Annotated in this window: 23 protein-coding genes and 1 tRNA gene; 13 read left to right on the plus strand and 11 right to left on the minus strand. The window is 71.2% G+C overall.

Translation table 11 applies throughout. The features are described 5' to 3' along the window. Positions 1 to 113: 113 nt before the first annotated feature. Positions 114 to 719: a ClpP family protease gene (locus tag ASE68_RS15705; protein ID WP_055861794.1), complete on the minus strand. Its 606-nt coding sequence runs from the start codon at positions 717 to 719 to the stop codon at positions 114 to 116. Continuing rightward, positions 716 to 1,393: a ClpP family protease gene (locus ASE68_RS15710; RefSeq protein ID WP_055861797.1), complete on the minus strand. Its 678-nt coding sequence runs from the start codon at positions 1,391 to 1,393 to the stop codon at positions 716 to 718. The genes ASE68_RS15705 and ASE68_RS15710 overlap by 4 nt, the downstream gene beginning before the upstream one ends. 179 nt (positions 1,394 to 1,572) lie before the next feature. Between ASE68_RS15710 and ASE68_RS20770 the strand changes: the two genes are divergently transcribed. From ASE68_RS20770 to ASE68_RS15745, 7 genes are all read left to right on the plus strand, one after another. Then, positions 1,573 to 2,895 (plus strand): hypothetical protein, encoded by a 1,323-nt coding sequence (locus tag ASE68_RS20770; protein ID WP_235481029.1) that lies wholly within the window; start codon positions 1,573 to 1,575, stop codon positions 2,893 to 2,895. A 325-nt stretch (positions 2,896 to 3,220) separates the two neighbouring features. Continuing rightward, entirely contained in the window at positions 3,221 to 3,574 is a 354-nt protein-coding gene (locus ASE68_RS15720; RefSeq protein ID WP_055861800.1) for a PadR family transcriptional regulator, read from the plus strand. 2 nt (positions 3,575 to 3,576) lie between these two features. Then, positions 3,577 to 3,945, plus strand: a complete 369-nt coding sequence (locus tag ASE68_RS15725; protein ID WP_055861804.1) for a DUF1048 domain-containing protein — start codon at positions 3,577 to 3,579, stop codon at positions 3,943 to 3,945. Next, positions 3,942 to 4,778, plus strand: coding sequence for an ABC transporter ATP-binding protein (locus ASE68_RS15730; RefSeq protein ID WP_055861807.1), 837 nt, complete (start codon positions 3,942 to 3,944; stop codon positions 4,776 to 4,778). Before ASE68_RS15725 ends, ASE68_RS15730 begins: the two co-directional genes overlap by 4 nt. After that, complete coding sequence (locus ASE68_RS15735; RefSeq protein ID WP_055861810.1) at positions 4,775 to 5,539, plus strand: ABC transporter permease; 765 nt, start codon at positions 4,775 to 4,777, stop codon at positions 5,537 to 5,539. Before ASE68_RS15730 ends, ASE68_RS15735 begins: the two co-directional genes overlap by 4 nt. A 125-nt stretch (positions 5,540 to 5,664) precedes the next feature. Continuing rightward, positions 5,665 to 6,216 carry a dihydrofolate reductase family protein gene (locus ASE68_RS15740; protein ID WP_055861813.1) on the plus strand — a complete coding sequence of 184 codons (552 nt, stop codon included), beginning with the start codon at positions 5,665 to 5,667 and terminating at the stop codon, positions 6,214 to 6,216. A gap of 124 nt (positions 6,217 to 6,340) precedes the next feature. Beyond that, a complete protein-coding gene (locus ASE68_RS15745; RefSeq protein WP_055861817.1) occupies positions 6,341 to 7,036 on the plus strand; it encodes a hemerythrin domain-containing protein in 696 nt (231 codons plus the stop codon). A gap of 41 nt (positions 7,037 to 7,077) precedes the next feature. Here the strand turns inward: ASE68_RS15745 and ASE68_RS15750 are convergent, their stop codons facing one another. The 3 genes from ASE68_RS15750 to ASE68_RS15760 form a co-directional block, all read right to left on the minus strand. Beyond that, entirely contained in the window at positions 7,078 to 7,875 is a 798-nt protein-coding gene (locus ASE68_RS15750; RefSeq protein ID WP_055861821.1) for an MOSC domain-containing protein, read from the minus strand. Between the two features lie 426 nt (positions 7,876 to 8,301). Beyond that, positions 8,302 to 10,071 carry a S8 family serine peptidase gene (locus ASE68_RS15755; protein WP_055861824.1) on the minus strand — a complete coding sequence of 590 codons (1,770 nt, stop codon included), beginning with the start codon at positions 10,069 to 10,071 and terminating at the stop codon, positions 8,302 to 8,304. A 213-nt stretch (positions 10,072 to 10,284) separates the two neighbouring features. After that, positions 10,285 to 11,160 (minus strand): SDR family oxidoreductase, encoded by an 876-nt coding sequence (locus ASE68_RS15760; RefSeq protein ID WP_055861827.1) that lies wholly within the window; start codon positions 11,158 to 11,160, stop codon positions 10,285 to 10,287. Positions 11,161 to 11,277: 117 nt separating this feature from the next. On the opposite strand from ASE68_RS15760, the gene ASE68_RS15765 reads away from it, so the two are divergent. Then, entirely contained in the window at positions 11,278 to 11,655 is a 378-nt protein-coding gene (locus tag ASE68_RS15765) for a helix-turn-helix domain-containing protein (protein WP_055861830.1), read from the plus strand. Positions 11,656 to 11,687: 32 nt separating this feature from the next. On the opposite strand, the gene ASE68_RS15770 is transcribed toward ASE68_RS15765, so the two are convergent. Next, positions 11,688 to 13,148 carry an MFS transporter gene (locus ASE68_RS15770; RefSeq protein ID WP_200921766.1) on the minus strand — a complete coding sequence of 487 codons (1,461 nt, stop codon included), beginning with the start codon at positions 13,146 to 13,148 and terminating at the stop codon, positions 11,688 to 11,690. 114 nt (positions 13,149 to 13,262) lie between these two features. Here ASE68_RS15770 and ASE68_RS15775 point away from each other — a divergent pair, with 114 nt between their 5' ends. Next, complete coding sequence (locus ASE68_RS15775) at positions 13,263 to 13,937, plus strand: TetR/AcrR family transcriptional regulator (protein ID WP_055861836.1); 675 nt, start codon at positions 13,263 to 13,265, stop codon at positions 13,935 to 13,937. A gap of 154 nt (positions 13,938 to 14,091) precedes the next feature. Here ASE68_RS15775 and ASE68_RS15780 read toward each other — a convergent pair. Further along, positions 14,092 to 14,163 (minus strand) — tRNA-Gly (locus ASE68_RS15780). Positions 14,164 to 14,385: 222 nt separating this feature from the next. On the opposite strand from ASE68_RS15780, the gene ASE68_RS15785 reads away from it, so the two are divergent. Beyond that, positions 14,386 to 17,556, plus strand: a complete 3,171-nt coding sequence (locus tag ASE68_RS15785; protein ID WP_235481089.1) for an Ig domain-containing protein — start codon at positions 14,386 to 14,388, stop codon at positions 17,554 to 17,556. A gap of 63 nt (positions 17,557 to 17,619) precedes the next feature. On the opposite strand, the gene ppk2 is transcribed toward ASE68_RS15785, so the two are convergent. Then, positions 17,620 to 18,435: a polyphosphate kinase 2 gene (gene ppk2 / locus ASE68_RS15790; protein ID WP_235481039.1), complete on the minus strand. Its 816-nt coding sequence runs from the start codon at positions 18,433 to 18,435 to the stop codon at positions 17,620 to 17,622. Between the two features lie 108 nt (positions 18,436 to 18,543). Here ppk2 and ASE68_RS15795 point away from each other — a divergent pair, with 108 nt between their 5' ends. Beyond that, on the plus strand, positions 18,544 to 19,527 hold the full coding sequence (locus tag ASE68_RS15795) for an endonuclease/exonuclease/phosphatase family protein (protein ID WP_055861842.1): 984 nt from the start codon (positions 18,544 to 18,546) through the stop codon (positions 19,525 to 19,527). A gap of 357 nt (positions 19,528 to 19,884) precedes the next feature. Continuing rightward, positions 19,885 to 21,051: an RtcB family protein gene (locus ASE68_RS15800; RefSeq protein ID WP_055861845.1), complete on the plus strand. Its 1,167-nt coding sequence runs from the start codon at positions 19,885 to 19,887 to the stop codon at positions 21,049 to 21,051. A 143-nt stretch (positions 21,052 to 21,194) separates the two neighbouring features. Here the strand turns inward: ASE68_RS15800 and ASE68_RS15805 are convergent, their stop codons facing one another. The 3 genes from ASE68_RS15805 to ASE68_RS15815 form a co-directional block, all read right to left on the minus strand. Continuing rightward, positions 21,195 to 21,782 (minus strand): hypothetical protein, encoded by a 588-nt coding sequence (locus ASE68_RS15805; protein ID WP_055861848.1) that lies wholly within the window; start codon positions 21,780 to 21,782, stop codon positions 21,195 to 21,197. Then, a complete protein-coding gene (locus ASE68_RS15810; protein ID WP_055861853.1) occupies positions 21,779 to 22,036 on the minus strand; it encodes a hypothetical protein in 258 nt (85 codons plus the stop codon). The genes ASE68_RS15805 and ASE68_RS15810 overlap by 4 nt, the downstream gene beginning before the upstream one ends. A gap of 250 nt (positions 22,037 to 22,286) precedes the next feature. Further along, a complete protein-coding gene (locus tag ASE68_RS15815) occupies positions 22,287 to 23,870 on the minus strand; it encodes a glycosyltransferase family 39 protein (protein WP_055861857.1) in 1,584 nt (527 codons plus the stop codon). A gap of 147 nt (positions 23,871 to 24,017) precedes the next feature. Here ASE68_RS15815 and ASE68_RS15820 point away from each other — a divergent pair, with 147 nt between their 5' ends. After that, complete coding sequence (locus ASE68_RS15820; protein WP_055861860.1) at positions 24,018 to 24,485, plus strand: pyridoxamine 5'-phosphate oxidase family protein; 468 nt, start codon at positions 24,018 to 24,020, stop codon at positions 24,483 to 24,485. Positions 24,486 to 24,489 lie beyond the last annotated feature (4 nt).

Genomic DNA, 24,489 nt, shown 5'->3' on the forward strand with positions numbered 1-24,489 from the left:
AGCCGCCCGCTGACCTTTTCAGGACCACATCGGTCAGAGCTGCAATATGCGTCCATGACCGCTGTGGTCCTGAAAAGGTGCAGGTGCGCCTGCGGGTTCGCCTACGGGTTCGCCTACGTGTTCGCACCCGGACGCTGCACCGCGACCACGCGATCGACGAGCCCGTACTCCACGGCGCCCGCCGCATCGAGGATGAGCTCGCGATCGGTGTCGAGCCGCACCTGCTCGCGGGTGCGCCCGGTGTCATGCGCGAGCACCTCCTCGAGCTCGCCGCGCACGCGCAGCACCTCGTCGGCGTGGATGATCAGGTCGGGGATCGAGCCGCGACCCTGGGTCGACGGCTGGTGCAGCACCGCTCGGCCGTGCCGCAGGATGCCGCGCATGCCGGGTGCCCCACCCGCGAGCAGCATCGCGGCCGGTCCGCCGGCCTGCCCGACGCAGGTCGTCGCGACGACGGGGCGGATGTGCTGGATCGTGTCGTACACCGCGAGCGCCGCGTGCGGCGAGCCGCCGGGGGAGTTGATGTAGAGGTGCACGGGCGCCTCCTGGCTGTCGGCCTCGAGGTGCAGCAGCTGCGCGATGAGCACGTTCGCGACGCCGTCGTCGATCTCGGTTCCGAGCGTGATGATGCGCTCGCCGAGCAGGCGGCTGTACACGTCGAGCGTGCGCTCCATGCCGCCGCGGCGCTCGACCACGTAGGGGATCGGGTAGCTGCTCATGCGAGCACCCCCTGCGCGGCTGCGGCATCGGCGAGCGGGTGGCTCGCGACATCCGTTCGGAACCCGGGCCCGAGCATGCGCCCACGCGCACCCGGGTAGATGTCGATCGCGTCGTGCACGATCCGGTCGATGAAGCCGTACCGCACGGCCTCCTCGGCCGAGACCCAGCGGTCGCGCAGCGAGTCCTCGGTGATGCGCTCGAGCGGCTGGCCGGTGTGCTCGGCGAGCAGTGCGAGCATCGTGTCGCGCGTCTCGCGCAGGTCGTCGGCCTGCAGTTCGACGTCGACCGCGGTGCCCCCGATGCCGGCCGAACCCTGGTGCATGAGGATCCGCGCGTGCGGCAGGGCCACACGCTTGCCGGGCGTTCCGGCCGAGAGCAGGAACTGGCCGGCGCTCGCCGCCATGCCGATCGCGACGGTGGCGACGTCGTTCGGGATCGCCTTCATCACGTCCATGATCGCGAGCATCGCCGTCACCGAGCCGCCGGGCGAGTTGATCCAGAACGCGATGTCGCGCTCCGGGTCCTCGGCCGAGAGCAGCAGCAGCTGGCTCGTCAGGCGGTTGCCGAGGTTCTGGTCGAGCTCGGTGCCGAGCACGACGACGCGCTGGCGGAACAACTGGGTCGAGAGGTCCGCATCGATCGGATGCAGCGGGGCCGGGGTGTCTTCGCTCATGCCTCCAGCGTGCGCTGAGCGGATGCCGCGGGCCAGCGTTTCCGCCGTGGGCAGAGCTGCCGTGGGCTGAACCGTCCGCCCCGTTCGGCGCGCGAGGATGCCCCGGCGGCGACCCTCTCGTAGGATCGGACTGCGCTTCGGCGCCGCCCCCAACCCGACCCCCACGGCCAGGAGCCTGAGTGACGACATCCGTTGACGACCCGCCCCCCGGTCGTCGTGCGGCCGCACGCGCGTCAGCGGCGACCCATCGGCGAGCCTCCGACGGCGGTCGATTCCGCTACCACGTCTGCTCGCTCGAGCCCGGCGGCGAGTACGAGGAGACCATCGTCGAGCTCGAGGTCGACGGCGCTCCGAGGTTCTTCGCGACCGAGACCGGCGCCCGCATGACCGAGGTGCCCGAGCGCTACGTGACCGTGCGCCGCATGAGCGAGATCCGGTCGATGCACGAGCTCGACGTCGACGAGATGGCCGAACTCGAGGAGGAGCTCGGCTTCGAACGACCGGTGGCCGGGCACGATCCACTGGCCGACCCCGCGTGGACCGAGCTCCTCGACGAGCGCGATCGGGTCGCCGGTTCGACCGGGCCGGTGACGCCGCTGCGCGCGACCGGGCCGGTGACGCCGCTGCGCGCGACCGGGCCGGTGACGCCGCTCGCGCCCGCGCCGGCCGAGCCGGACGAGCCGGACGAGCCGGACGAGCCGGACGAGCGCATCGACCTCGTCGTGCCGCGCGCGGCCGCAGATCCCGCCGATCCCGAAGACCTCGAAGACCCCGAAGAGACGACCGAACCGGCAGGCGCCGACGCCCCTGCACGCAGTACGAAGGACGTGGACATGACGATGGAATCCGACGCCGACTGGACCTTCGAGCAGTTCGAGGCGGTGGTCGCGGGCTCCGCTCCGGCGCCCGCTCCGGTCCGACCGATTCCGCCGGCGCCCGTCGCTGCGGCGTCGGCCGTGGCCGCACCGGCGGCGGCACCGGCGGCGGCACCGGCACCGGCACCGGCACCGGCCCCGGCAGCAGCGCCCGCCGCGGCATCCGCTCGCCCGTCCGCCCCCGCCGCGACCGCGGCCGCCATGCAGATCGGTCTCGCGCAGGGCATCGCGTACGTCGCGCACCGCGGACAGACCGACAAGCTCGGCGCCGAGTACATCGATCACCCGGGCCGGGTGGCCGAGACGTTCGACCCGGTGGCCCAGCCCGTCGAGGTCGCGGTCGCGTGGCTGCACGACGTGCTCGAAGACACCGACCTCACGGCGCAGCGTCTGCGCGAGGCTGGAGTCGCACCCGAGGTCATCGACGCGGTGCAGCTGCTCACCCGCACGCCCGACGTGCCCGAGGCCGAGTACTACGCGCGCATCCGCACCAACGCCGTGGCGCGCAGCGTGAAGCTCGCCGACATCGCCGACAACACGGCGCCCTGGCGCCTGCGCAAGCTCGACCACGAGACGCAGGCGCGTCTCGCCGAGAAGTACGCGAAGGCGCGCGCGGCGCTCGCCTGAGTTTCTTCCTGCTGACGGATGCCGCGGGCCAACGCCTGCGGCCATCCTGACCGTCTCCGGCTGCGCGCCGCGCTGACCGCGGCTCTTCCGGCGAGTCCGTCGCGCCCGGCGCCGGTGTCCGTCGTGCCGTCGCGCCCGCCACCGGTGTCCGTGGCCGTCGTGCCGTCGCGCCCGCCACCGGCGTCCGTCGTGCCGTCGCGCCCGGCCCGCCACCGGCATCCGTCGCGCCTGCGAACTTCTTCGCTATTCAGTGTTGCTATCTACCGGTACTCATGCTTACTATGTACCAGTAGTCAGCAACACCGAGTAGCAGAAGGAGGATTCCATGGGCAAGCAGACGACCGAGATGCTGAAGGGCACGCTCGAGGGCATCGTCCTCGCCATCCTGGCCATGCAGCCGGCTTACGGGTATGAGATCACCGCCCGGCTCCGCGACCAGGGCTTCTCCGACATCGCCGAGGGCACGATCTATGCCCTGCTGGTCCGCATCGAGCAGCGCGGCCTCGTCGACGTCGAGAAGGTCCCGTCCGAGAAGGGCCCGCCGCGCAAGGTCTACGCGTTGAACGCCACGGGCGGCGAGTACCTCGACGAGTTCTGGGGAACGTGGACCTTCCTCGCAGAACGCATCGAACAGCTCCACCACGACATCGAATCGAAGCAGCAAGCAGAAGGAGAATGACCATGGCCGCGAAGTGGATCGAAGCCCTCACCGGCTCGCTCGAGCAGAAGAAGCAGTACAAGGAAGCCAAGGCGCGCATCGAGGCACTGCCCGCGCCGTATCGCGAGGCGGCGAACGCCGTCAACCGGTACCTCATGTACTACGGCGGCGTCACCGACGGCGACACGATCGTGCAGATGTTCCTCGACAACGCCGACCTCTGGGAGCGCGCGGCGATCGACGGCACGTCCGTCAGCGAGATCGTGGGCGACGACCCCGTCGAATTCGCCGAGGCCTACGCCCAGGCGTACGGCGGCACGCAGTGGATCGACAAGGAGCGCGCCCGTCTCGTCAAGGACATCGACGACGCCAAGCGAAAGGAACAGCGATGACCACCGACCAGGCCCTTCCCGCCATCCGGGTTCAGGGCATCGAGAAGTCCTTCAAGGACCTGCACGTGCTGCGGGGCGTCGACTTCGAGGTGACGCGGGGCAGCATCTTCGCCCTCCTCGGCTCGAACGGCGCCGGCAAGACGACGCTCGTGCGCATCCTGTCGACGCTGCTGAAGGCCGATGCCGGCACCGCGACGGTGCACGGCTTCGACGTCGCCGCGAAGCCCAACGACGTGCGCGAGTCGATCAGCCTCACCGGTCAGTTCGCCGCCGTCGACGAGGTGCTCACCGGGCGCGAGAACCTCGTGCTCGTCGCGAAGCTCCGCCACCTGAAGAACCCGGGCGCGATCGCCGACGACCTGCTCGCCATGTTCGGGCTCACCGAGGCCGGCGGCCGCAGGGCGGCGACCTACTCGGGCGGCATGCGTCGCCGGCTCGACATCTCGATGAGTCTGATCGGCGACCCGCCGGTCATCTTCCTCGACGAGCCGACCACGGGCCTCGACCCGCAGGCGCGCATCGAGGTGTGGCAGACCGTCAAGCAGCTCGCGAAGGGCGGCACGACCGTGCTGCTCACCACGCAGTACCTCGATGAGGCCGAGCAGCTCGCCGACCGCATCGCGATCCTGCACGAGGGCCGCATCATCCAGAACGGCACCCTCGCCGAACTCAAGCAACTGCTGCCGGCCGCGAAGGTCGAGTACGTCGAGAAGCAGCCCTCGCTCGAGGACGTCTTCCTCACGCTCGTCGGACACACCGGCGAGGCAGCAACGGACGATGCCGACACGACCCGCGCGAGCGGTTCGGCCTCGGCAGGAAAGGAACTCCGATGACCACCCACGTCCTCGGCGACACCCGGGTGCTCACGGCCCGGTCGCTGACCCACATCCTCCGCAGCCCCGACACGATCATCACCACGGCGGTCACCCCGATCGCACTGATGCTGCTGTTCGTGTACGTGCTGGGCGGCGCGATCAACACCGGATCCGACGAGTCGTACATCAACTACATGCTCCCGGGAATCCTGCTGATCACGATCGCGTCGGGCGTCGCATACACGTCGTACCGGTTGTTCCTCGACCTGCAGGGCGGCATCTTCGAGCGGTTCCAGTCCATGCCGGTCGCGAGATCGAGCATGCTCTGGGCGCACGTGCTCACGTCCCTGGTGGCGAACCTCGCTTCGATGGCGATCGTGATCGGCGTCGCGCTGATCATGGGGTTCCGCACCGGGGCGTCGGTGGCGGCGTGGCTCGCGGTCATCGGCATCATGGTCCTGTTCACCCTCGCCATGACCTGGCTCGCCGTGGTCGCCGGACTCTCGGCGAAGACCGTCGACGGCGCGAGCGCGTTCAGCTACCCGCTGATCTTCCTGCCGTTCATCAGTTCGGCCTTCGTGCCGACGGAGTCGATGCCCGCGCCGGTCGCCTGGTTCGCCGAGAACCAGCCCGTGACCTCGATCGTCGACACGACGCGGGCCTTGTTCGCCGGCCAACCGGTGGGCAGCGACATCTGGATCGCCCTCGCCTGGCTCGTCGGCATCCTCGTCATCGCCTACGTGTGGGCCGTCGCGATCTACCGCCGCAAGTTCAGCTGAGCACCACGGCAGCACCGAAACGGGCGCGAGCGGATGTCGATTCCGCTCGCGCCCGTTCGACGCTTGAATGAGAGCGGATGTCCCGCCTCACGTCCCGCACACCACCGAAGGAAGCGAGCAGCACCATGCGCCCCATCATCGTCACCGAGTTCCTGAGCCTCGACGGCGTCGTCGACTCCCCCGGAGGAGGCGAGCACCCGCGCGCGGGCTGGACCTTCAAGGAGGTGCCGTTCGTCGCCGAAGCGTACGAGATGAAGGGAACCGAGCAGCTCGCGGCATCCGCCATGCTGCTCGGTCGCGTGAGCTATGACGAGTTCGCGCCCATCTGGCCGACGATGGACGAGTTCGCCGAATACAACGCGATGCCGAAGTACGTCGTCTCGTCGACCCTGACCGACCCCGAATGGAACAACTCGCACGTGCTGCGCTCGCTCGACGAGGTCGCCGAGCTGCGCAACGGCGAGGGCGGACCGATCATCGTGCACGGCAGCGCGACGCTCGCGCAGGGGCTCGCCGCGGCCGGCCTCGTCGACCGCTACCACCTGCTGATCTTCCCGGTCACGCTCGGCAGCGGCAAGCGGCTCTTCGACGGCAACGCGACGGGCACGCTGAAGCTCGTCGACCAGGCCGTGTACGATAACGGCATCATCAAGGCCGTCTACGACGTCGAGTACTGAGGCCGGTATCCGGGCGCGAACCTGAGCGAGCGGATGCCGCGGGCGGGCGTCCGCGGCTCCCTTGCCGCCCGACGCCGGGCCGGAGTAGCCTCCGATCGCCTGTTCATCGTCGATCGGAGCCCACGTGCCTGCTGCAGCCCTTCCCTCGAGCGGTGACGCCGTTCCCCGCGGTGCGAAGACCTGCGATGCGCGCGGCATGGCCGAGATCCATCGCCTGTTCAAGGCTGGGTTCGGCGAAGGCGCCGCGCTCGTGAACGGCGTCGCCGAGGCGGATGCCGCGCACGCCGACGTCGTCGGCGACCACCTCGCGATGCTCTCGACGAGCCTGCACGCCCACCACGAGGGCGAGGACGCGCGGCTCTGGGATCCGCTCGAGCAGCGCGCTCCCGCGTGCGCGGTGCACGTGGAGCGCATGAAGGCGCACCACGCCGAACTGCTCGTGCACCTCGTCGCGCTCGACGCCGCGCTGCCGGCCTGGCGCACGAGCGGAGCCACGGTGGACGCGGCATCCGTGCTCGCAGCGCTCGAAGGGGTGAACGCGGCGCTCGCCGTGCACCTGCCCGACGAGGAGGCGAACATCGTGCCGGTCATGGAGCGCACGCTCACGCAGGCCGAGGTCGACTGGTTCGGCGAGCACGGCCGCAAGGCCACGCCGAAGGGCAAGATGTTCGTGCAGCTCGGCGCGATCCTCGCGGCGCAGCCCGACGGCGGCGACGAGTGGATGCGCGAGCACCTGCCGGCGCCGGTGCGCGTGATCTGGCGCGTGTTCGGCCGGTCGGCCTACGAGCGCAACCGCCGGGAACTCGTTGGCACCCGCTGAGCTCAGGCGTGCTGCCGCGATGACGCCCGGCGCGTCCGCCGTCAGCCGATCGCCACCGCGTCGCCGACGGCGATCTCGCCCTCGTTCTGCGGCACGAGCAGCACGCCGAACCACGTCTTGCCGTCGCGGCGGCGGTGCTTCGAGAGGGTGCGGATGGGCTCGAGCCCGCGCTGCAGCGTGAACGGGTCGATGCCCGTCATCATGCACCGGTCGCAGCCGCCCGCGATGCGGAAGCGCACCTCGCCGAGGGTCACGAACCCCCACTCGTCTTCAGCGAACGGCTCGTCGCCGTCGACGACGACGTTCGGCCGGAAGCGCAGCATGTCCAGCTCGGGCGCGCCCTCGTCGGTCCACGCGTTCAGGGCGGCGAGCGACGCCTCCGTCGTCAGCAGAAGGGGACCGGCGTCGGCGAGCGACATGCGATCGCCGTCGAGTCCGCCGTGGTCGCCGCTCACGGCCCGCACGGTCGGGTCGGGCTGCCAGACGAGCCGCACCGGCTGCCCGAGGTGCGTGCTCAGCCAGTCGTTTGCCTCGCCGCCCGCGGGCAGGGCCGTGCCCTGGCGCGAGACGCCCACGGCGACCGGTGCGGCATCCGCCGGCACGTCGACGCGAAGGGGGTCGGATGCCGCGCTGCCGAGCAGCACCCCGCCGTCGGCGAGCGGCTCGGCGGTGAGTGCCAGCATCTGGTTGCGTTCACGCGCGGTGACCGTGCGTCCCGCGTCGTCGACGACGGCCCAGCGGCGGTCGGCGGCGAGGCCCCACGGCTCGACGCGGGCGGACCGCACGTCGAGTCCGCCGAGCGACTTCACGGGGTAGAGGCGAACGCGGGTCAGGTGCATGCGAACACGCTACCCGCGTGGCGGGAGTCCGATGGCCGCGCGCCCACCCGCTCGCCCCGCCGCATGCGCCAGCCCCGCCGCATCCGCTTGCCCTGCCGCATCCGCCCGCCCCGCGGCATCCGCCCGCCCCGCTGCAGCCGCTCGCCCGCCCCGCGGCATCCGCTCGCCCCGCCGCAGCCGCCTGCCCGCGGCATCCGGGCAGAGGTGCAGGAGATCGGGACTCATCCTCGCTGTGGGCTGGGGATGGGTCCTGATCTCCTGCAACTCCCGTCCCTGCAACTCGCGCCTCTGCATCCCGCAGCTCTGCATCCGACAGGCCCGGGCCGCAGACGGCAACGGGGCCGACCTCCGAAGAGGCCGGCCCCGCCGGTGCTGCAGTGCTGTGTTGCAGTGCTGGTCGTGCGGTCGGTCAGCGACCGCCCGCGGCTACTTGCCCACCGCCTTCAGCGCGTTGACGATGCCGTTGCCGTAGAACCCGTTCTGCTTGACGTTGCCCTCGCAGGTGTGGGTCGCGGTGATGGTCGCGCCCGCCGGGGTGATGCGCGTGTACGTGAACGCGGGCGGGGTCGGGCACGCCGTGTCGACGGCGGTCTGGCGCAGGCGGGCGTCGACGACGGAGGCGGGCAGGTACTTGCCGCCCCGGATGATGTCGGGGATGCCGTACTTGCTCACGATGAGCGCGGCCACGCCGGCAGCGTGCGGCGACGCCATCGAGGTGCCCTGCAGGTACTGGTAGTACCCGCACGTCGTGCCGGCCGTGTCGCAGCTCTTGACGACGCCGTCGACGAGGATGTTGCCGGCCTCGTCGATCGCGCCCTCTTCGAGGGCGAGCGCCTGCGGGTACGCCGCGAGGATCGCCTTGCTGATGTCGCGCGTGTTGCCTGCGGTGTCGTACACGTCGCCGCCGGGAGCTGCCACGTCGACGTAGCCGTTGCCGTAGTCGGAGTAGTACGCCTTGCGCTTGGACTCGCCCGTGCTGCTCACCGAGATGACGCCCTTGCCCTCGCTCGGCATCGACGTGCAGGTCGCGGGGTCGAGCAGGTCGCGCGTGTAGGCGACCTCACCGGGGACGTCGGCGAAGTCGGGGCTGCCGGCGTCGCTGATGACCTTCGTGTAGTCGGTCGCGCCGTTGCCGGCGGCGGAGACGAGCGTCACGCCGCGGAGGCGTGCGTAGTCGAGCGCGCGCTGCATGGCCTTGACGATCGTCTGCTGCTCCTGCTGGTCAGCGGGGGAGTCGGCCGGGTGGCTCGTGCAGTTGAACAGCCACGGGTCGACGTAGTAGCTCATGTTGACCACGTCGACGCCGATCTTGCCGGCGTAGGTGAGGGCGTCGATCGAGGGCTGCAGGAAGAAGTATCCCGAGTCCTGGCCGGCGCGGAGGTTCACGAGCTTGACGTTCGGGGCGACGCCGGCGATGCCGATGCCGTTGATCGGCGAGCCGATCGTGGACGCCACGTGCGTGCCGTGCCCGTTCTCGTCGACGTTCGCCGCGTCGTTGCACGACCCGTCGGCCTCGTCTTCGCAGGCACCGTCGATGACGCCGCCGTTCGCGTCGACGGGCACGTCGACGGTGAAGTTGCGGCTCTTCTTCGCGTCGAAGTTGGGCGCGATGTCGGGGTGCGTGCCGTCGACTCCGGTGTCGAGGATGCCGACGAGCACCTTGTCGCTGCCGCGTTCGACCTTGTACGAGCCGTCGACCGTTGCGCCGATCTGCTGCATGTCCCACTGCAGCGACGCGAGCGGTTCCGGCGTGATCTCCTTGCCGCCCTTGCCCTTCTTCGCGGCGGGGGCGCCGGGGGTCTTGCCGCCGCCGGCGCGCACCTCGGCCTCGGCCTCGTCGAGCTTCTTGGCCTCGTCGCCGCTGACGGCGTCGTCGGGCACGTCGGCGATGATGCGGTTCTGCGCGGTGCCCTCGATGGCACCCTGCGCGAGCGCGTCGGCGGCGAAGTCGGCATCGGTCGTGCGAACGGTCGCGACACCGACGTCGGTGTTCTGGCTGACGATCGTGCCGCCGGCCGCGGTGACGGCGGCCTGTGCGGCTGCCGACGAGGTGCCCGCGGTGAAGAGCACGACGTACTCCTGCTCCCCGGTGGCCTGGCCGGCGTCCGTTGTGAAGGCGCTCGCCGGGGCGGCGGCGAGCGCCGTCAAGCCGAGCACGAAGACGGATGTTGCGGCGATGGTTCTGTATCTGCGCATGACTCTCCTAGAACATCGAGCGTTTGGCGAGAGCCTTTCATCCGGTGAGCGAGCGCATCAAGGGGTTGCAACGATCACGCTCGATACCCGCAGAACGTGCATCGAATCGGCGTGATCAGGCCTTTCGCTGCCTCTGATCGAGTGATAGAGAGCAGAACGGCGGATGCCGCGGGCGAACGTTCGCCCGCGGCATCCGCCGTTCGCGTCGACGGCTCAGGCCGTGGCGGGCGCCGGCGCGAGGGCCGCCCGCAGCCCGTCGACGAGCGAGGTCGTGGGGCGACCCGTGAGGCGGGAGACGCCACCGGTCGGCACCTCGAGCACGCCCGCGCGGATGCCGGCGTCGAGCGACGTGACGAATCCGATGGTGCCGGCGTCGAGCCCGGCCGACTCGAGTGCAGCGGCCTGCTCTTCGGTGGTCAGCGGGGTGTAGACGACCTCGCGGCCGAGCAGGTCGGATGCCGCGGCGGCGAGGTCGGCATAGCTGAACGCCTCGTCGCCCGAGAGCTCGTAGACCTGGCCGAGGTGGCCGTCCTCGAGCAGCACGACGGCTGCGGCGTCCGCGAGGTCGGCGCGCGTGGCGCCCACGATGCGACCCTCGCCGGTCGACGACGTGACGGTGCCGGTCTCGGCGGAGCGCGCGACATCCGCCGCGTAGTTCTCGATGTACCAGTTGTTGCGCACGATCACGGCGGGGATGCCGGTCTCGGCGATGACGGCCTCGGTCGCCGCGTGCTCGGGGGCGAGCGGGTAGTCGGCGGTGCTCGCGTTCGGTGCGCTGGTGTAGACGAGCTTGGCGACGCCGGCGGCCTTCGCGGCCTCGATCACGTTGCGGTGCTGCGCGATGCGCTGCCCGACCTCCGAGCCTGAGATGAGCAGCACGGCGTCGACGCCGTCGAGCGCGGGGGCGATGGTCTCGGGCTTCCCGTAGTCGAGCTCGACGGTACGGATGCCGCGAGCCGCGACATCCGCGAGCTTCGACGTGTCGCGGGCGCCGGCGACGATGCTCGACGGCTCGGCGCCGCGCGTGAGGAGGGCGTCGATGACGAGTCGACCGAGCTGGCCGGATGCGGCGGTGACGAGGATGGTCATGTTGTGCGGTTCCTTCCGATACTCCGCGCAGCGACTGCGCGGTACGCATGGGACAACCGGATGTCGCCTGCTGAGCATTCCCAGTGGAGGGTACCCACTTTGAAGTAAGCTACCCACATGGTGGTAAGTCTTGCGCAGATCCGGGAGACCTCGGGAGAGGTCTTCGTCGAGGGGTGCCCGACTCGCGTCGTGCTCGATCACATCATGAGCAAATGGGGCGTGCTCGTGCTGCTCGCCCTCACCGACGGCACACTCCGCTGGGGCGAGCTGCGGCGCGAGGTGCAGGGCATCAGCGAGAAGATGCTCGCCTCGACGCTGCGCACCCTCGAAGCCGACGGTCTCGTCGAGCGCACGTCGTATCCCGAGGTGCCGCCGCGCGTCGAGTACGCGCTCACCGACCTCGGGCGCGAGCTCATGCGGCACATGCTCCCGCTCGTCGAGTGGGTGGCCGTGCACGCGGGCGAGATCGTGCCCGCCGGCGACTCGGCAGCCTGAGCGAAGCGCCCGGCGTCAGGGCAGCCTGACGATCAGCGCGCCCTGACGATCAGCGCGACCGAGACGAGCGCGCCGACGAGGCTCGCGCCCGCCGCGACCCAGAACGCGAGCGAGAAGGCGAGCGCCGGGTCCGACCCCGCGACCGCGCCGGCGGTCAGCATGGCGGACACGACGGGGGCCGCTGCTGCCGAGCCGATCGTGCGCACGACGCCGTTCAGCCCGGTGGCTGCGCCGACCTCGTGCGACGGCGAGACCGACACGACCAGCTGCGCGCAGATCGCGTAGCCGATGCCGTTGCCGAGGCCGAGCACGGCGAAGCCGACGATGACGGCCCACGGCGTGGTCGGCCAGATCGCGAGGGCCGCAGCCCCGACGCCCATCACCGCGGCGGAGATCACGGCCGTGCCGCCGCCGCCGAGTCGCGCAACGAGCGCCGGCGTGAGGCGGCCGCCGACGAAGACGAGCACGGCGCTCGGCAGCATGGCCAGGGCCGAGGCGGTCACGCTCATGCCGTGCCCGTACCCCGTGGCGGCGGGAGCCTGCATCAGCAGGGGTAGTGCGACATAGAAGACGTAGGGCACGAAGCCGACGACGACGGTGAGCAGGCTCACGAGCGCGATGGGGCCGTGGCGGAAGGTGCGCACGTCGACCACGGGCGCCGCGGTGCGCACCTCGACGAGCACGAGGGCGATGAGCAGCAGGATGCCGGCGGCGCCGACGCCGAGCGTCCACGGCGACGTCCAGCCCCATGCGCCGCCCTGCGAGACGGCGAGCAGCACGCCCACGAGGCCGCCGGCGAGCAGCAGGATGCCGGGCCAGTCCGTGGATCCGGTCGCAGCGGGCTTCGCGCCGCGAGGCACCCATGCGACCACCATCGCCGCGGAGACGAGGATCAGGATCGCGCCGATGGCGAAGATCCAGCGCCACGACAGGGCGTCGACGATGACGCCGCCGACCACGAGGGCGAGGCCGGCGCCGAGTCCGATCATGCCGGGGATCCAGCCGAACGCGGCGGCGAGGCGCTTGCCCGTCAGCATGGACCGCGTGAGTGCGAGTGCGAGCGGGAAGGTCGCGGTGCTGACGCCCTGCACGACGCGGGCGCCGAGGAGCACGCCGAGGTTCGGAGCGAACGCCGCGACGAGGGTCGCGGCCGCGAAGACGAGCATGGCGGTGAGCATGACCCGGCGGTGGCCGAATCGGTCGCCGAGGTTGCCGACCACCGGCGAGAACACCGCGCCGGCGAGCAGGAAGGCGGTGAGGATCCAGCCGGTGCCGAGGCTCGAGGCGCCGAGGTCGCGCCCGATCGTCGGCAGGGCCGGTACGACGAGGGTCTGCATGAGTGAGAACGCGAGCACCGCCGCGCTCAGCGCGAACGTGAAGCGACCGGGCCGCCGCAGCTCAGGCGACGAGGGGGATTCGATGGCGGCGGTGGGCATCACGGCGGTGCCGCCGTGACGCGCGGGGATGTCCGTGACGGGGATCGCGGGAGGCATGGATGGGTGCTCGCTCTCTGGGGGTGTCGATGCAGGGAGCCGCGCCGTTGCGGCCGGTCTATCGGAACGGAACATCCGTTCCGATAGACCATATCATCCGTCTACACTGAGGGCATGCCCGACCTCCCCACCCCTGATCGTCCGCTGCCCGGGCGGCAGCGGGAGGCGCGATCCAACGACGCGGCGGTGCTCGTCGCCGCGCGCGAGGTCTTCGCCGCCCGGGGCCATGACGCGTCCATGGCCGAGATCGCCAAGCACGCCGGCGTCGGCGTCGGGTCCATCTACCGTCGCTATCCCACGAAGGAGGCGCTGGTCGAGGCGCTCCGGGTGCACGCCGTGTCCGAGGCCGGTGCGCTCGCCCACGAGGTCGCGGTCGCCCTCGAAGCTGCACCTGCCGCACCCGAGGCGGCCTCCGACGGGGCCGTGGCCACCTTCCTCGCGCGGCAGATCACCGGTGCCACCGGCCCGATCCTGCAGCCGCCGGGCGGGGGAGACCCGATCTCCGCCGAGCTGGCCGCCGCGTCCGCGCACCTGCGCGCGGGCCTCGAGCGGCTCGTCGCGCGCGACCGCGGCGACGGGCTCGTGCCCGACGGGTTCACGACGGCCGACGTGATGCAGCTCCTGCTGCACCTGCGTCCTGCGCTCCCGTTCGATCGGGCGCACGCCGATGCGCTCCACCTGCGCTACCTCGCACTCGCGATGCGCGGGCTGCACGAGCAGGCACGTTCCGGCGACGCGCTCGCCGCCGGGCCCCACTGGGACGAGTGGATGGGCACCTGGCACGACTGACGGCCGCGCCTGGCCTCGATACGGCCGCAGGCGGCCTACTCGACCGACGGACGCCCCGCTGGTCGAGTAGCGACGCAGGAGCGTATCGAGACCGAGGCCGAGGCCGAGGGCGCCGGAGCGGCGACATCCGTAGCCCGGTCGAAGAAGAAAAGAGAGCGGATGACGAGATTCGAACTCGCGACCCTCACCTTGGCAAGGTGATGCGCTACCACTGCGCCACATCCGCATCGCCCGCGTTTCCGCGTGCTCTACGAGACTACCCCAGTGCGGAGCGCACCGTTGACACGCGCGCCGCGAACCAGCCGGAGAACGGATGCCGAACGGCCCCGAACTGGGGGGTGGTCGTCCGTTTCGGACCGACCTGTCGTTGCACTACCGTGAGGTGCCGCAACGGCGCGGGCGTACCCGCGCGCCGCCGGGTGGCCTGGTGAGAGGACCTCCCGTGTCGATGCCCCGCCCGTTCCACCGCCTGCTCCGACCAGTCGCGAGCGCGCTCGCCGTGCTCCTGGTCGCCGCGGCGACCGTGCTCGGTGCCGCAGCCCCCGCGCAGGCGGCGCCCCCGAGCGCGCTGACCTTCACGGAGGGCGTGGATCCCGGCGCACCGACCGTGCTCGTCGAACCGGGCACCGCGTCGAACTCGGCCCTGTACGCCGACACGGCTCCCCCCGGCATGTGGCTCGAGTTCTTCGGGGCCGGTGACAGCGGCATCCGCCTGGCGGGCACGCCGGAGGTCGACGGCGTCTACCACGTGCGCTACGACGTCACCTTCCCGGGCGGCCCGTGGATGCAGGCGTACACGACGGTCGTGACGGTGCTGCCGTCGACGCCAGTGACCCCTGCGCCGGCCTGGACGACGACGACGCTCGGGCCGATCACGCGGCTCTCCGCGGTGAGCGTCGGGCTCGCGGCATCCGACACCACCTCGTTCGCGATCACCGCCGGCTCGCTGCCCGCAGGGCTCTCGCTCGTCGGCGGCACGATCTCGGGCACGGTGACCGCCGCCCCTGGCCCCTACTCGTTCACGGTGACGGCGACCGGCCCCGGCGGCTCGACCGCCCAGGCGTTCAGTGGATCGGTCGCGGCACGCGACATCTCGTGGCCTGCGCCGGTCGTGGGCCCGTTCACGGTGGGCGTCGCCGTCAGCCAGCAGTTCTCGGGTACGAACCTCGAGTCCTTCGCCGTCACGGCCGGATCGCTCCCGGCGGGCCTCGCGCTCTCGCCGACCGGCCTGCTCAGCGGGACCCCCACCGCCGGCGGCAGCTCCACGCTGACGATCACCGCATGGAACAGCGACCCGAGCTCGACCAGTCGTTCGGTCACCATCGTCGTGAACGACGTGCCGCCCGTGTGGCAGACGTCGCAGTTCCTCGGGGATGCCGGCGTCGGGCTGGCGTACTCGAAGGCCCTCGTCGCGACCGACGCCGTGAGCTACGCGGTCACCGCCGGCTCCCTTCCCCTCGGCCTCTCGCTCTCCACCGGGGGCGTGATCAGCGGCATCCCGACCGCGGCCGGCGTCTCGAACTTCACGGTGACGGCGACCAAGGCGAGCGGAGGCTCGGCCGCCCGCGCGTTCGAGCTCGAGGTGCTGGCCGCTCCGATCTGGGTCGGCGAGACGTCGGTCGTGGTCACCGTCGGTCACTCGAAGACCGTGGCGGGCCACTTCGAGAACGTCCTCACCGTCAACATCAATGAGGATCCGACCGGGCCGTTCCGGTCGTCGGCCAGCCGGGGCCTCATCACGGTCACCGGCCTCAGGCCCGGCACGGGCGCGACCTTCCCCCTCGGCATCACGACGGTGCATCCGTCGCTCGGCGTGAGGATCGACGTCACTGTGCTGGCCGAACCGGTGTGGGTGACCGAGTCGATCGGCGCGCTGCGCCAGGGCGTCGCGGTCGATGCGGGCCTCGCGCTCGAGGCGACGGATGCCACGGGCTACGCGATCACCGCCGGCAACCTGCCCGCGGGGCTGAGCCTCGCCGCCGACGGCTCCATCACCGGAACGCCGACCACCGCCGGCCCGTACACCTTCACGGTCGGTGCGACGAACGGCGACGTCACGGTCGACCGGCAGTTCACGGGCAGCGTCAAGGCGCCGCTCGTGGTCTGGGTGACGGACGAGGTCGACCCCGTGCCCGTCGACCATGCGCTCGGCCTCGCGTTCGTGGCGAAGAACGCCGCGACACTGTCCGTCGTCAGCGGATCGCTGCCGACGGGCACCGCACTGAGCGCCGACGGCCTGCTCACGGGCACGCCGACCGTGGCCGGCAGCTCGACGTTCACCATCCGCGCCACGAACGCCGACGGCGAGAGCGCCGACCGCGAGTTCACGCTCGACGTGCTCGCGCCCGCGACGTGGACCGGGCCGACCTCGCTGCTGCTCACGGTCGGCGACGAGGTCCTGCTCGACAGCGGCGGCAACATCGTCGGCGGTCGGTTCCATCAAGCCTCGTTCGATCCCGATGGCGGGTTCGACGCCTCGCTCAGGTCGGCCGACCTGCTGGCGATCGGCGCTCACAAGGCCGGCACCGCGACGCTGTACATCGACCTCGAGAACGCGCTCGGCGTGCTGAGCTCCGTCGAGATCGTCGTCGAGGTGCGCAACGCGCCCGTGTGGGTGTCCGAGTCGCTCGGCGCCCTGCGCGAGGGCGTTGCGGTCGATGCCGGCCTCGCGCTCGAGGCGACGGATGCCACGGGCTTCGCCATCGTCGACGGCGAACTGCCCGACGGGCTGGCCCTCGCCGCCGACGGATCCGTCACCGGCACGCCGACCGCCTTCGGCGCCTACGACCTCACGGTCGAGGCCACGAACGGCGACGTCACGGTCGCCCGCCAGTTCACGGGCACGGTGAACGCGCCGGTCGTGACCTGGACCACGACCACCGTGCCGCTGCTGCACGAGGATGTCGCGGCGGGCGTCGTCTTCGCGGCCGAGCACGCCGCTTCGTTCGCCGTGACCGACGGCGCCCTGCCCGACGGACTGACGCTCGCCGCCGACGGCACGCTCGCCGGCTCCCCGACCGAGGCCGGAACCTTCGAGGTCGAGGTCACCGCGACCAACGCCACCGGCGAGGGCGTCGCGCAGTCGTTCACGATCGTCGTCGACGAGCCCGTGCTGAGCGTCGTGCTCGACGGCAAGCCAGGCGACGCGGCATCCGGCCTCGGCGTGATCGTGACCGGATCGGGACTCTCGCCCGACGCGGCATTCGACGTGACGCTGTTCTCCGACCCGATCGTCGTCGAGAGCGGCGTGGTCGCGGCCGACGGCACCATCGACGTCGCCGCGTCGCTGCCCGACGTGGTGCCGTTCGGGGCGCATGAACTGCGGGTCACGGCAGTCGGCGCCGACGGCGAGCCGTTCACGACGTCGGTCTGGTTCTCGGTCGGCGAAGACGGCGAGATCATCGAGATCTCGACCGACGGCCCGGTCGCCGAGCCCGAGCGCACGCCGGTCGACCCGACCCCGGCGCCCACCCCGGCACCGGCGGCAACCACGTCGACGGGCCTTGCCTCGACCGGCGTCGAGCCCTCGCTCTGGTTCGCGGGTGCCGGCCTGCTGCTGGCCCTCGGTGCGGCCCTCGTGCTCGTGCGCCGTCGTCGTGCTGAGGATGCCACCCGCTGAGCGTCCCGAACATCGCGATGCCGGTTCAGCCTCGACGACGAGGCCGAACCGGCATCGCGCGTCTCAGTCCTTGGCGTCCGCCGCCTCGATGACCGCGGCCGCGTGGTCGGGCACGAGGTTCGCCCACTCGCGGGGCGGGCGCTCGTAGCCGCCGGCCACCGGGCGCGGCGGGATCACGATCTCCTCGCGTTCGACCTTCTCGTACGGGATCTTCGAGAGCAGGTGGGCGATCATGTTGATGCGCGAACGGCGCTTGTCGTCGCTCTCGATCTCGTACCAGGGTGCCTCGGAGATGTCGGTGTTCGCGAACATGGCGTCCTTCGCGCGCGAGTAGTCCTCCCACTTCGTGATCGAGAGCACGTCGTTGGGGCTGAGCTTCCAGCGCCGCATCGGGTCTTCCAGCCGGGAGCGGAACCGCTCCTCCTGCACGACGTCGGAGACGCTGAACCAGTACTTCAGCAGGATGATGCCGTCTTCGACCAGCATCCGCTCGAAGATCGGGGCCTGGTGCAGGAACCGGTGGTACTCCTCGTTGGTGCAGTAGCCCATGACGCGTTCGACGCCCGCCCGGTTGTACCAGGAGCGGTCCATGAGCACGATCTCGCCCGCTGCAGGCAGGTGCGGCACGTACCGCTGGAAGTACCAGCGCGTCTTGTCGCGCACGCTCGGCGTCGGCAGCGCGACGACGCGCGTGACGCGGGGGTTCATGTACTCGGAGACGCGCTTGATCGTCGAGCCCTTGCCCGCGGCATCCCTCCCCTCGAAGATCACCACGACGCGCGCGCCGGACTGCTGCACCCACGCCTGCATGTCGACGAGCTTCGCCTGCAGGTCCTTCAGCTCGCGTTCGTACAGCTTCTTCGGCATCCGCTCGGTCATCGTGAACCTCCTGCGCTGAAGCCTAGGGCGCGAGCTCGAAGCGGATGCCGCGGCGCGGCCGACAATACGGTGGAGAGGTCGCACAGCTTCCGTCGGGAGAATGGGCGGATGACCGTGCTCGCACCGCTGAAGTCGCCCGCGAGCGGGCCCTCGTCGCCGCGCCCGATTCGGCGTCGCCGGGTCGGGCTCGCCCGGGTCGCCGCACTGCTGGGCACGGCTCTCGTGCTCCTGCTGGTGCTGCACACGATGGTTCCGGATGTCGCGGGCCTCGGTCTCATCGTCGACACCGCGCTGCCGTGGTTCGGGCTCGCGGTGCCGCTGCTGCTCGTCGGTGCGCTCGTCGCGAGGAGTCGCGCGGCGATCGCCACCGCCGTGCTCGCCGCGCTCGTCTGGAGCGTCATGTTCGTGCCGTCGCTCGTGCCGTTGTCGTGGACGGCGGCTCCCGCATCCGACGCTCGCCTGACCGTGGCGAGCCAGAACGTCGAGGCCGGCTCCGGCACCGCCGCCGACTCGGCCGTCGCGCTGGCCGGCACCGGTGCCGAGGTGGTCGCGCTGCAGGAGATGGACGCCGAGTCCCGTGCCGACGCCGGGACGGTGCTCGACGAGAGCTACCCCTACCGCTACGGGGTCGGGACCGTCGGCGTCTGGAGCGTCTTCCCGATCGAGAACGCCCAGATGCTCGACCTCGGGCTCGGCTGGAAGCGCGGGCTGGCGGCCGACCTCGAGACGCCGAGCGGGCCCGTGAGCATCTACGTCGTGCACGCGGCATCCGCTCGACCGGCCGGGCACGGCGAACGCGACGCCATGCTCGCGAACCTCGCCGATCACCTCGAGCGCGACGAGAACGACCGGGTCATCGCCGTCGGTGATTTCAACGCCGGGTCGTCGGACCGAGCCCTCGCCGACATCACCGCGCAGCTGTCGGAGGCGAACCAGAGCGGCGGCGGGTTCGGATTCACGTGGCCGGCCACCGCGCCGGTCGTGCGCCTCGACCACGTGTTCCAGCGCGGCATGGACGTCGTGTCGAACACCTCCGTGCCGGCAGGGGGCGGCGACCACCTCGCCGTGATCGCGACGCTGAACCTCGAGTAGCGCTCGGGTCGCGTCGGCCGGGGCATCGTTGACTCCGCAGCATCCGCCCCACTAGGGTTCGAAGGCTGCGCAGTCCGCGCAGCAGCCCCGGAGCCTGAATGGAGAGCGGCCATGAGCGTGTACCTGCAGCGCACGAACAAGCCGACCTTCGTCGAGCCCGCGATCCAGCAGCGCCCCTTCGGCGACCTGATCAATCGCGAACTCGACCAGGCTCTCGAGCCGGCACCCTGACGCCGCGGCATCCGCCGTCTTCGTCACCCCGTGCCGCTCGAGGCCCGGGGTGCTTCTCTGTCTGCGCGCGCGACGAGACCCTCGGGCCCTCGGATCCATCGCAGTGCAACCAGACAGGAAAGGACCATGGAGAAGCTCTCCAACCGGCTCGTCTCGTGGGCGAGCCTGATCGACGAGAAGACCGTCGAGCAGGCCCGCACATCGTCGACGATGCCGTTCATCTACCCGCACCTCGCGCTCATGCCCGATGCGCATCTGGGTCTCGGCGCGACCGTGGGGTCGGTCATCCCGACCCTCGGCGCGATCATCCCTGCGGCCGTCGGGGTCGACATCGGCTGCGGCATGATCGCCGTGCAGACGCAGTTCACGGCAGCCGACCTGCCCGCCGACCGGCGGGAGGTGCGGGAGCAGATCGAGCGCGCCATCCCGCTCTCGGCCGGCAAGCACAACCGCAAGGTCGTGGCCACCGCGGCGCCGCGCATCGCGGAGCTCGAGACCCTCGCCGAGGCGAAGGGCTTCGACCCGTCGACCTACGCGGGCAACTGGCGCGAGCAGCTCGGGTCGCTCGGCAGCGGCAACCACTTCATCGAGGTCTCGCTCGACGAGAACGACGACGTGTGGCTGTTCCTGCACTCGGGCAGTCGGGGCGTCGGCAACAGGATCGCCCAGCACCACATCAAGGTCGCCCAGCGACTCGCGAAGCAGTGGTGGATCGACCTGCCCGACCCCGACCTCGCCTACCTCGTCGAGGGCACGCCCGAGTTCACGCGGTACATCGCCGAGCTGCGCTGGGCGCAGCACTTCGCGCTGCTCAACCGCGAGGAGATGATGGACCGCGTCATCCGGCAGGTGTCGGAGTGGGTGGGCACGGCCGTCGAGGAGCGGGCGCGCATCAACTGCCACCACAACTTCACCGAGAGCGAGGAGCACTTCGGCAAGCGGGTATGGGTGTCGCGCAAGGGTGCCATCCAGGCGGATGCCGGTCGGCTCGGGCTCATCCCGGGGTCGATGGGCACCGCGTCGTACGTCGTCGAGGGGCTCGGCGACCGGATGTCGCTGAACTCGTCGCCGCACGGCGCCGGGCGCACGTTCTCGCGCACGAAGGCGCGGCAGACCTTCACGCACGAGCAGCTTCGTGAGGCGATGACGGGCATCGAGTTCCGCGATACCGACGCCTTCATCGACGAGATCCCGCAGGCCTACAAGCCGATCGACCAGGTGATGGCGGATGCCGCTCCGCTGGTCGCGGTGCGGCACACGCTGCGGCAGATCGTGAACGTCAAGGGGAACTAGGGGGAGAGCGGATGCCGCGGCTCGCGCGCTCGAGGAGCGTGCGGGTCGCGGCATCCGTCGTCTGTCGCCCGGTGGCTCTTGACTTTGTCTCGTTGTTGCGTTGTTGCGTTGTTGCGTTGTTGCTTTGTTGCTTTGTTGCCCTGCTACTCGGCGGGGATGCCGCGGTCGCGCACGAGGTACGCCCACGGGAACATCGTCGAGCCGACGACCCAGCCCTCGGCTTCGTCGCGGCGCGATGGGCCGCGCCAGATGAGGCGTTTCGTCTCCCACTGCGTGTCGGTGCGCACCATGCGGTGGCGCAGCAGGCCGGCCTCGACGGTGTGCCAGCCGGCGCGCCCGGCGAGCTCGAGCTCGGCCATCTCGTCGAACGCCGTCACCGGGCCGAGCCAGCGGTACTCCGCCTCGTCATCGGCTGCGGCGTCGGGCTGCGAGGCGTCGCCGAAGCGCTGCTGCGCGGCCTGGCGGGACATGCCCAGCTCGGCACCGATCGCGGCCCAGCTGACGCCCCCGGCGCGCGCCGATTCGACGGCCTGGCGCAGGATGGCGCGCACCTCGCCCTCGGCGTCGGAGCTCGCGTGGATCAGGGCGAGGTGCTGCTCGGGCGCGAGGTGCTGTTCCGGCGAGAGGTGGCCGTCGACCTGGCCGTCGAGGCGGCTTCCGAGGATGCCGCGGTCCAGGTCCGCGGCGTCGAGCACGGCGAGCGTGATCGCGTCGCGGAGGTCAGCGGTCATCGGTCGCCGTCCCGGCTCGGCAGCCACCACCCCTGCACCTCGCCGGAGCGCGAGCGGGACGCGAGCCAGCCGAGCGTCGAGGCGAGCACGACGGTGCCGACGAGGGTGAGGGCGACGCCCGCGCCGATCAGCACCCCGCGCGCGACGCCCTCGAGCGCGGCGATGCCGATCAGGCTGCAGAGCATGCCGATGGCGATCGCGGCGAAGCCGGTCGACCAAGTGGCGACGAGTCGTCGTTGCGTGCGTGCGGGCATGTGTCAACGATAGGTTGACGCATGCGCGACTGTCAATACGAAGTTGACATCTCGCGGCTCTCGAGCATTCGGCGGGCTCGAGCACGTCGTGGATCGCGTATGCCAGTTCCCCCTCATCGATGAGGGAGAACTGGCATGCGACATCTGCAAAGGTCCCTCCGCTCGCGTGACATGCCCGAACGGCGTCGATCGCGGCATCCGATCTGACGCACCGATGCGTTCAGCAGCGATCGGATGCCGCGGCATCCGCTCAGCTGAGATGCGCGAGCCGCGGCCAGAGCTCGTCCCAGCCCGTGGTGCGGCCCGTGCAGAGCGTGATCGGCACGCCCTGCTCCTCGTTGTCGACATCGAGTTCGTTGTCGAGGTGCGCGACGGTCGTGCACGAGTCGAAGTCGCCGGTGACTCGGCGCGACAGTTCGCCGACGAAGACGACGTCGGTCGCGGCATCCGACGGCCTCGCCTGGAACCAGAGGCCGTTGTGCCCGCTGTAGACGGCGTCGGGGTCCAGCCCGTGCTCTGGGCCGAAGCGGGCGATGGCGCCGGCCTCGCCGTAGTTCGAGGTGATGACGACCGGTGCGGATGCGGCATCCGCACCGGCCTCGGCTTCGTGCACCACGGCGGCGACCTGCTCGACGTACGTCGGCCAACCGACGGTGTCGCCGACGGTCTGGTTCATCGCGGCGAACGGGCTCGCACCGACGACCGCGAGCGGCAGCAGGGGCAGCGCGATGAGCGCCGACACGACGGCGTTCAGGGCGATGCCCGCCCAGACGAGCGCGCGGCGGCCACGGGTGCGCATCCACTCGGCGGTCGGCACCGCGCCGAGGGCGAGCAGCACCTCGACGAGGCCGAGCGGATAGTACGGCTGCGCACCGCCCGCGATCGTCGCGAGCACCACGACGGCGAACGCCACGGCGAACAGCCGGATGGGCCGCCACGCCGGCCGGCGGAACAGCCCGACGAGTCCGGCCACCCAGATCGGCACCAGCGGTGGCCCGGCGAGCAGGAACAGGAAGGGCAGCGTGAACAGGCGCCCGGCGCCGTCGGTGTCGTCGGCCAGCGCAGCGCCCATGCGCAGCTGCGGCAGGTCGTTCGCGACCTGGTACGCGAGGTTCGGCAGCGCGACGACGACGGCGACCCCGACGCCCGCCCAGAGCCACGGCGATCGCAGCGCCCGCCACGGACCGACCGCGAGCAGGCCGATGCCGAGGCCCCCGACGAGCAGCACGACGAGCAGCTTGTTGTACGTCGCGAGGCCCGTGACGAGTCCGACCGCGATCCACCACCATCCGCTGCGCTCGCCGTCGCGCAGCAGCGCCCGCATCGCGAACAGCGCGACGAGCGGCCACACGACGAGGTCGAACGACGCGGTGAGCAGCAGGTGCCCGAACACCATCGGGAACGAGGCGGATGCCGCGGCCCACGCCGCGACCGCCTGTGCGCGTCGCCCGCCGCCGGCCTCGCGCGCGACGAGGGCGAGCACGAACAAGGCCGCAGCGGCGGCGAGGATCGCGGGGATCCGCAGCGCCCACGGCTCGTCGACGACGCTCGTGATCGCCCGCGCGACGAGCGGCGTCAGCGGCGGCTGGTCGACGTACCCCCACGCGGGATCGAGCATGCGGAAGTACAGCTCGTCGCGGTGGAACCCGTACCACTGGCTCGTCGCGGCGAGCAGCACGGCGAGGGCGGCCATCGCGGTGAAGACGGGCGCGCGGGCGAGCGGCGCGAGCTGCTCGATGCGGGCCGGGTCGTCGCTCAGGGCGGGGCGGATGCCGCGTGCCGACGCCTCGTGCGACGGCCGCGTCGGTGCGTGCCCGGCCGCGGCATCCGACATGCGGCTCACCCTAGCGGCGCCGGTCGTCGCCCGCGAGCGCAGCACTCGCGGCCATGCCCGCGCGGCTGCAGCTGTGAGTGCGGTCGGAAGCCGACGCCGCACCGCCCGGCTCGGAAGGGACCGCGCGGCCATCTGGTAGCCATGAGTATGGTCACCACCGATGCATCCTCGTCGCCCGTGGCGAACTCCGCCCGGCAGCTCCTCGACGCGAACGCCTACCTGACCCTCGCCACCGCAGACGCCGCAGGACGCCCCTGGGCGACCCCGGTGTGGTTCGCCGTGCGAGACCTGCGCGAATTCGTCTGGGTGTCGCGCCCCACCCGTCGTCACTCCGAGAACATCGCGGCACGGGCCGAGGTCGCGCTCGCCGTGTTCGACACGACGACGCCCGTCGGCGATGCGACGGCCGTCTACGCCGAGGCACTCGCCGAGCAGGTTCCCGACGACGCACTCGAAGGCGCGCTCGCGGTGTACAACGCGGGATGCGCGGCATCCGGCCTGCGTCCGTGGGCGGAGGGGAGCGTGAGCGGCGCGGCACCCCATCGCCTGTACCGTGCGGTCGCGTCGCACCTCTGGGTGCTCGACGAGCGCGAGGACCGCGTCGCGGTCTACTGAGTCG

Source organism: Agromyces sp. Leaf222, from assembly GCF_001421565.1.
In the GTDB taxonomy this organism is placed as follows: domain Bacteria; phylum Actinomycetota; class Actinomycetes; order Actinomycetales; family Microbacteriaceae; genus Agromyces.

Coding starts and splice junctions, on each gene's coding strand:
- ASE68_RS15730 (WP_055861807.1), top strand. CDS start 3,942: ATGACCACCGACCAGGCCCTTCCCGCCATCCGGGTTCAGGGCATCGAG.
- ASE68_RS15710 (WP_055861797.1), bottom strand. CDS start 1,393: ATGAGCGAAGACACCCCGGCCCCGCTGCATCCGATCGATGCGGACCTC.
- ASE68_RS15740 (WP_055861813.1), top strand. CDS start 5,665: ATGCGCCCCATCATCGTCACCGAGTTCCTGAGCCTCGACGGCGTCGTC.
- ASE68_RS15765 (WP_055861830.1), top strand. CDS start 11,278: ATGGTGGTAAGTCTTGCGCAGATCCGGGAGACCTCGGGAGAGGTCTTC.
- ASE68_RS15810 (WP_055861853.1), bottom strand. CDS start 22,036: ATGCCCGCACGCACGCAACGACGACTCGTCGCCACTTGGTCGACCGGC.
- ASE68_RS15750 (WP_055861821.1), bottom strand. CDS start 7,875: ATGCACCTGACCCGCGTTCGCCTCTACCCCGTGAAGTCGCTCGGCGGA.
- ASE68_RS15735 (WP_055861810.1), top strand. CDS start 4,775: ATGACCACCCACGTCCTCGGCGACACCCGGGTGCTCACGGCCCGGTCG.
- ASE68_RS15785 (WP_235481089.1), top strand. CDS start 14,386: ATGCCCCGCCCGTTCCACCGCCTGCTCCGACCAGTCGCGAGCGCGCTC.
- ASE68_RS15795 (WP_055861842.1), top strand. CDS start 18,544: ATGACCGTGCTCGCACCGCTGAAGTCGCCCGCGAGCGGGCCCTCGTCG.
- ASE68_RS15805 (WP_055861848.1), bottom strand. CDS start 21,782: ATGACCGCTGACCTCCGCGACGCGATCACGCTCGCCGTGCTCGACGCC.
- ASE68_RS15820 (WP_055861860.1), top strand. CDS start 24,018: ATGGTCACCACCGATGCATCCTCGTCGCCCGTGGCGAACTCCGCCCGG.
- ASE68_RS15755 (WP_055861824.1), bottom strand. CDS start 10,071: ATGCGCAGATACAGAACCATCGCCGCAACATCCGTCTTCGTGCTCGGC.
- ASE68_RS15775 (WP_055861836.1), top strand. CDS start 13,263: ATGCCCGACCTCCCCACCCCTGATCGTCCGCTGCCCGGGCGGCAGCGG.
- ASE68_RS15720 (WP_055861800.1), top strand. CDS start 3,221: ATGGGCAAGCAGACGACCGAGATGCTGAAGGGCACGCTCGAGGGCATC.
- ppk2 (WP_235481039.1), bottom strand. CDS start 18,435: ATGACCGAGCGGATGCCGAAGAAGCTGTACGAACGCGAGCTGAAGGAC.
- ASE68_RS15800 (WP_055861845.1), top strand. CDS start 19,885: ATGGAGAAGCTCTCCAACCGGCTCGTCTCGTGGGCGAGCCTGATCGAC.
- ASE68_RS15705 (WP_055861794.1), bottom strand. CDS start 719: ATGAGCAGCTACCCGATCCCCTACGTGGTCGAGCGCCGCGGCGGCATG.
- ASE68_RS15815 (WP_055861857.1), bottom strand. CDS start 23,870: ATGTCGGATGCCGCGGCCGGGCACGCACCGACGCGGCCGTCGCACGAG.
- ASE68_RS15770 (WP_200921766.1), bottom strand. CDS start 13,148: ATGCCTCCCGCGATCCCCGTCACGGACATCCCCGCGCGTCACGGCGGC.
- ASE68_RS15760 (WP_055861827.1), bottom strand. CDS start 11,160: ATGACCATCCTCGTCACCGCCGCATCCGGCCAGCTCGGTCGACTCGTC.
- ASE68_RS15725 (WP_055861804.1), top strand. CDS start 3,577: ATGGCCGCGAAGTGGATCGAAGCCCTCACCGGCTCGCTCGAGCAGAAG.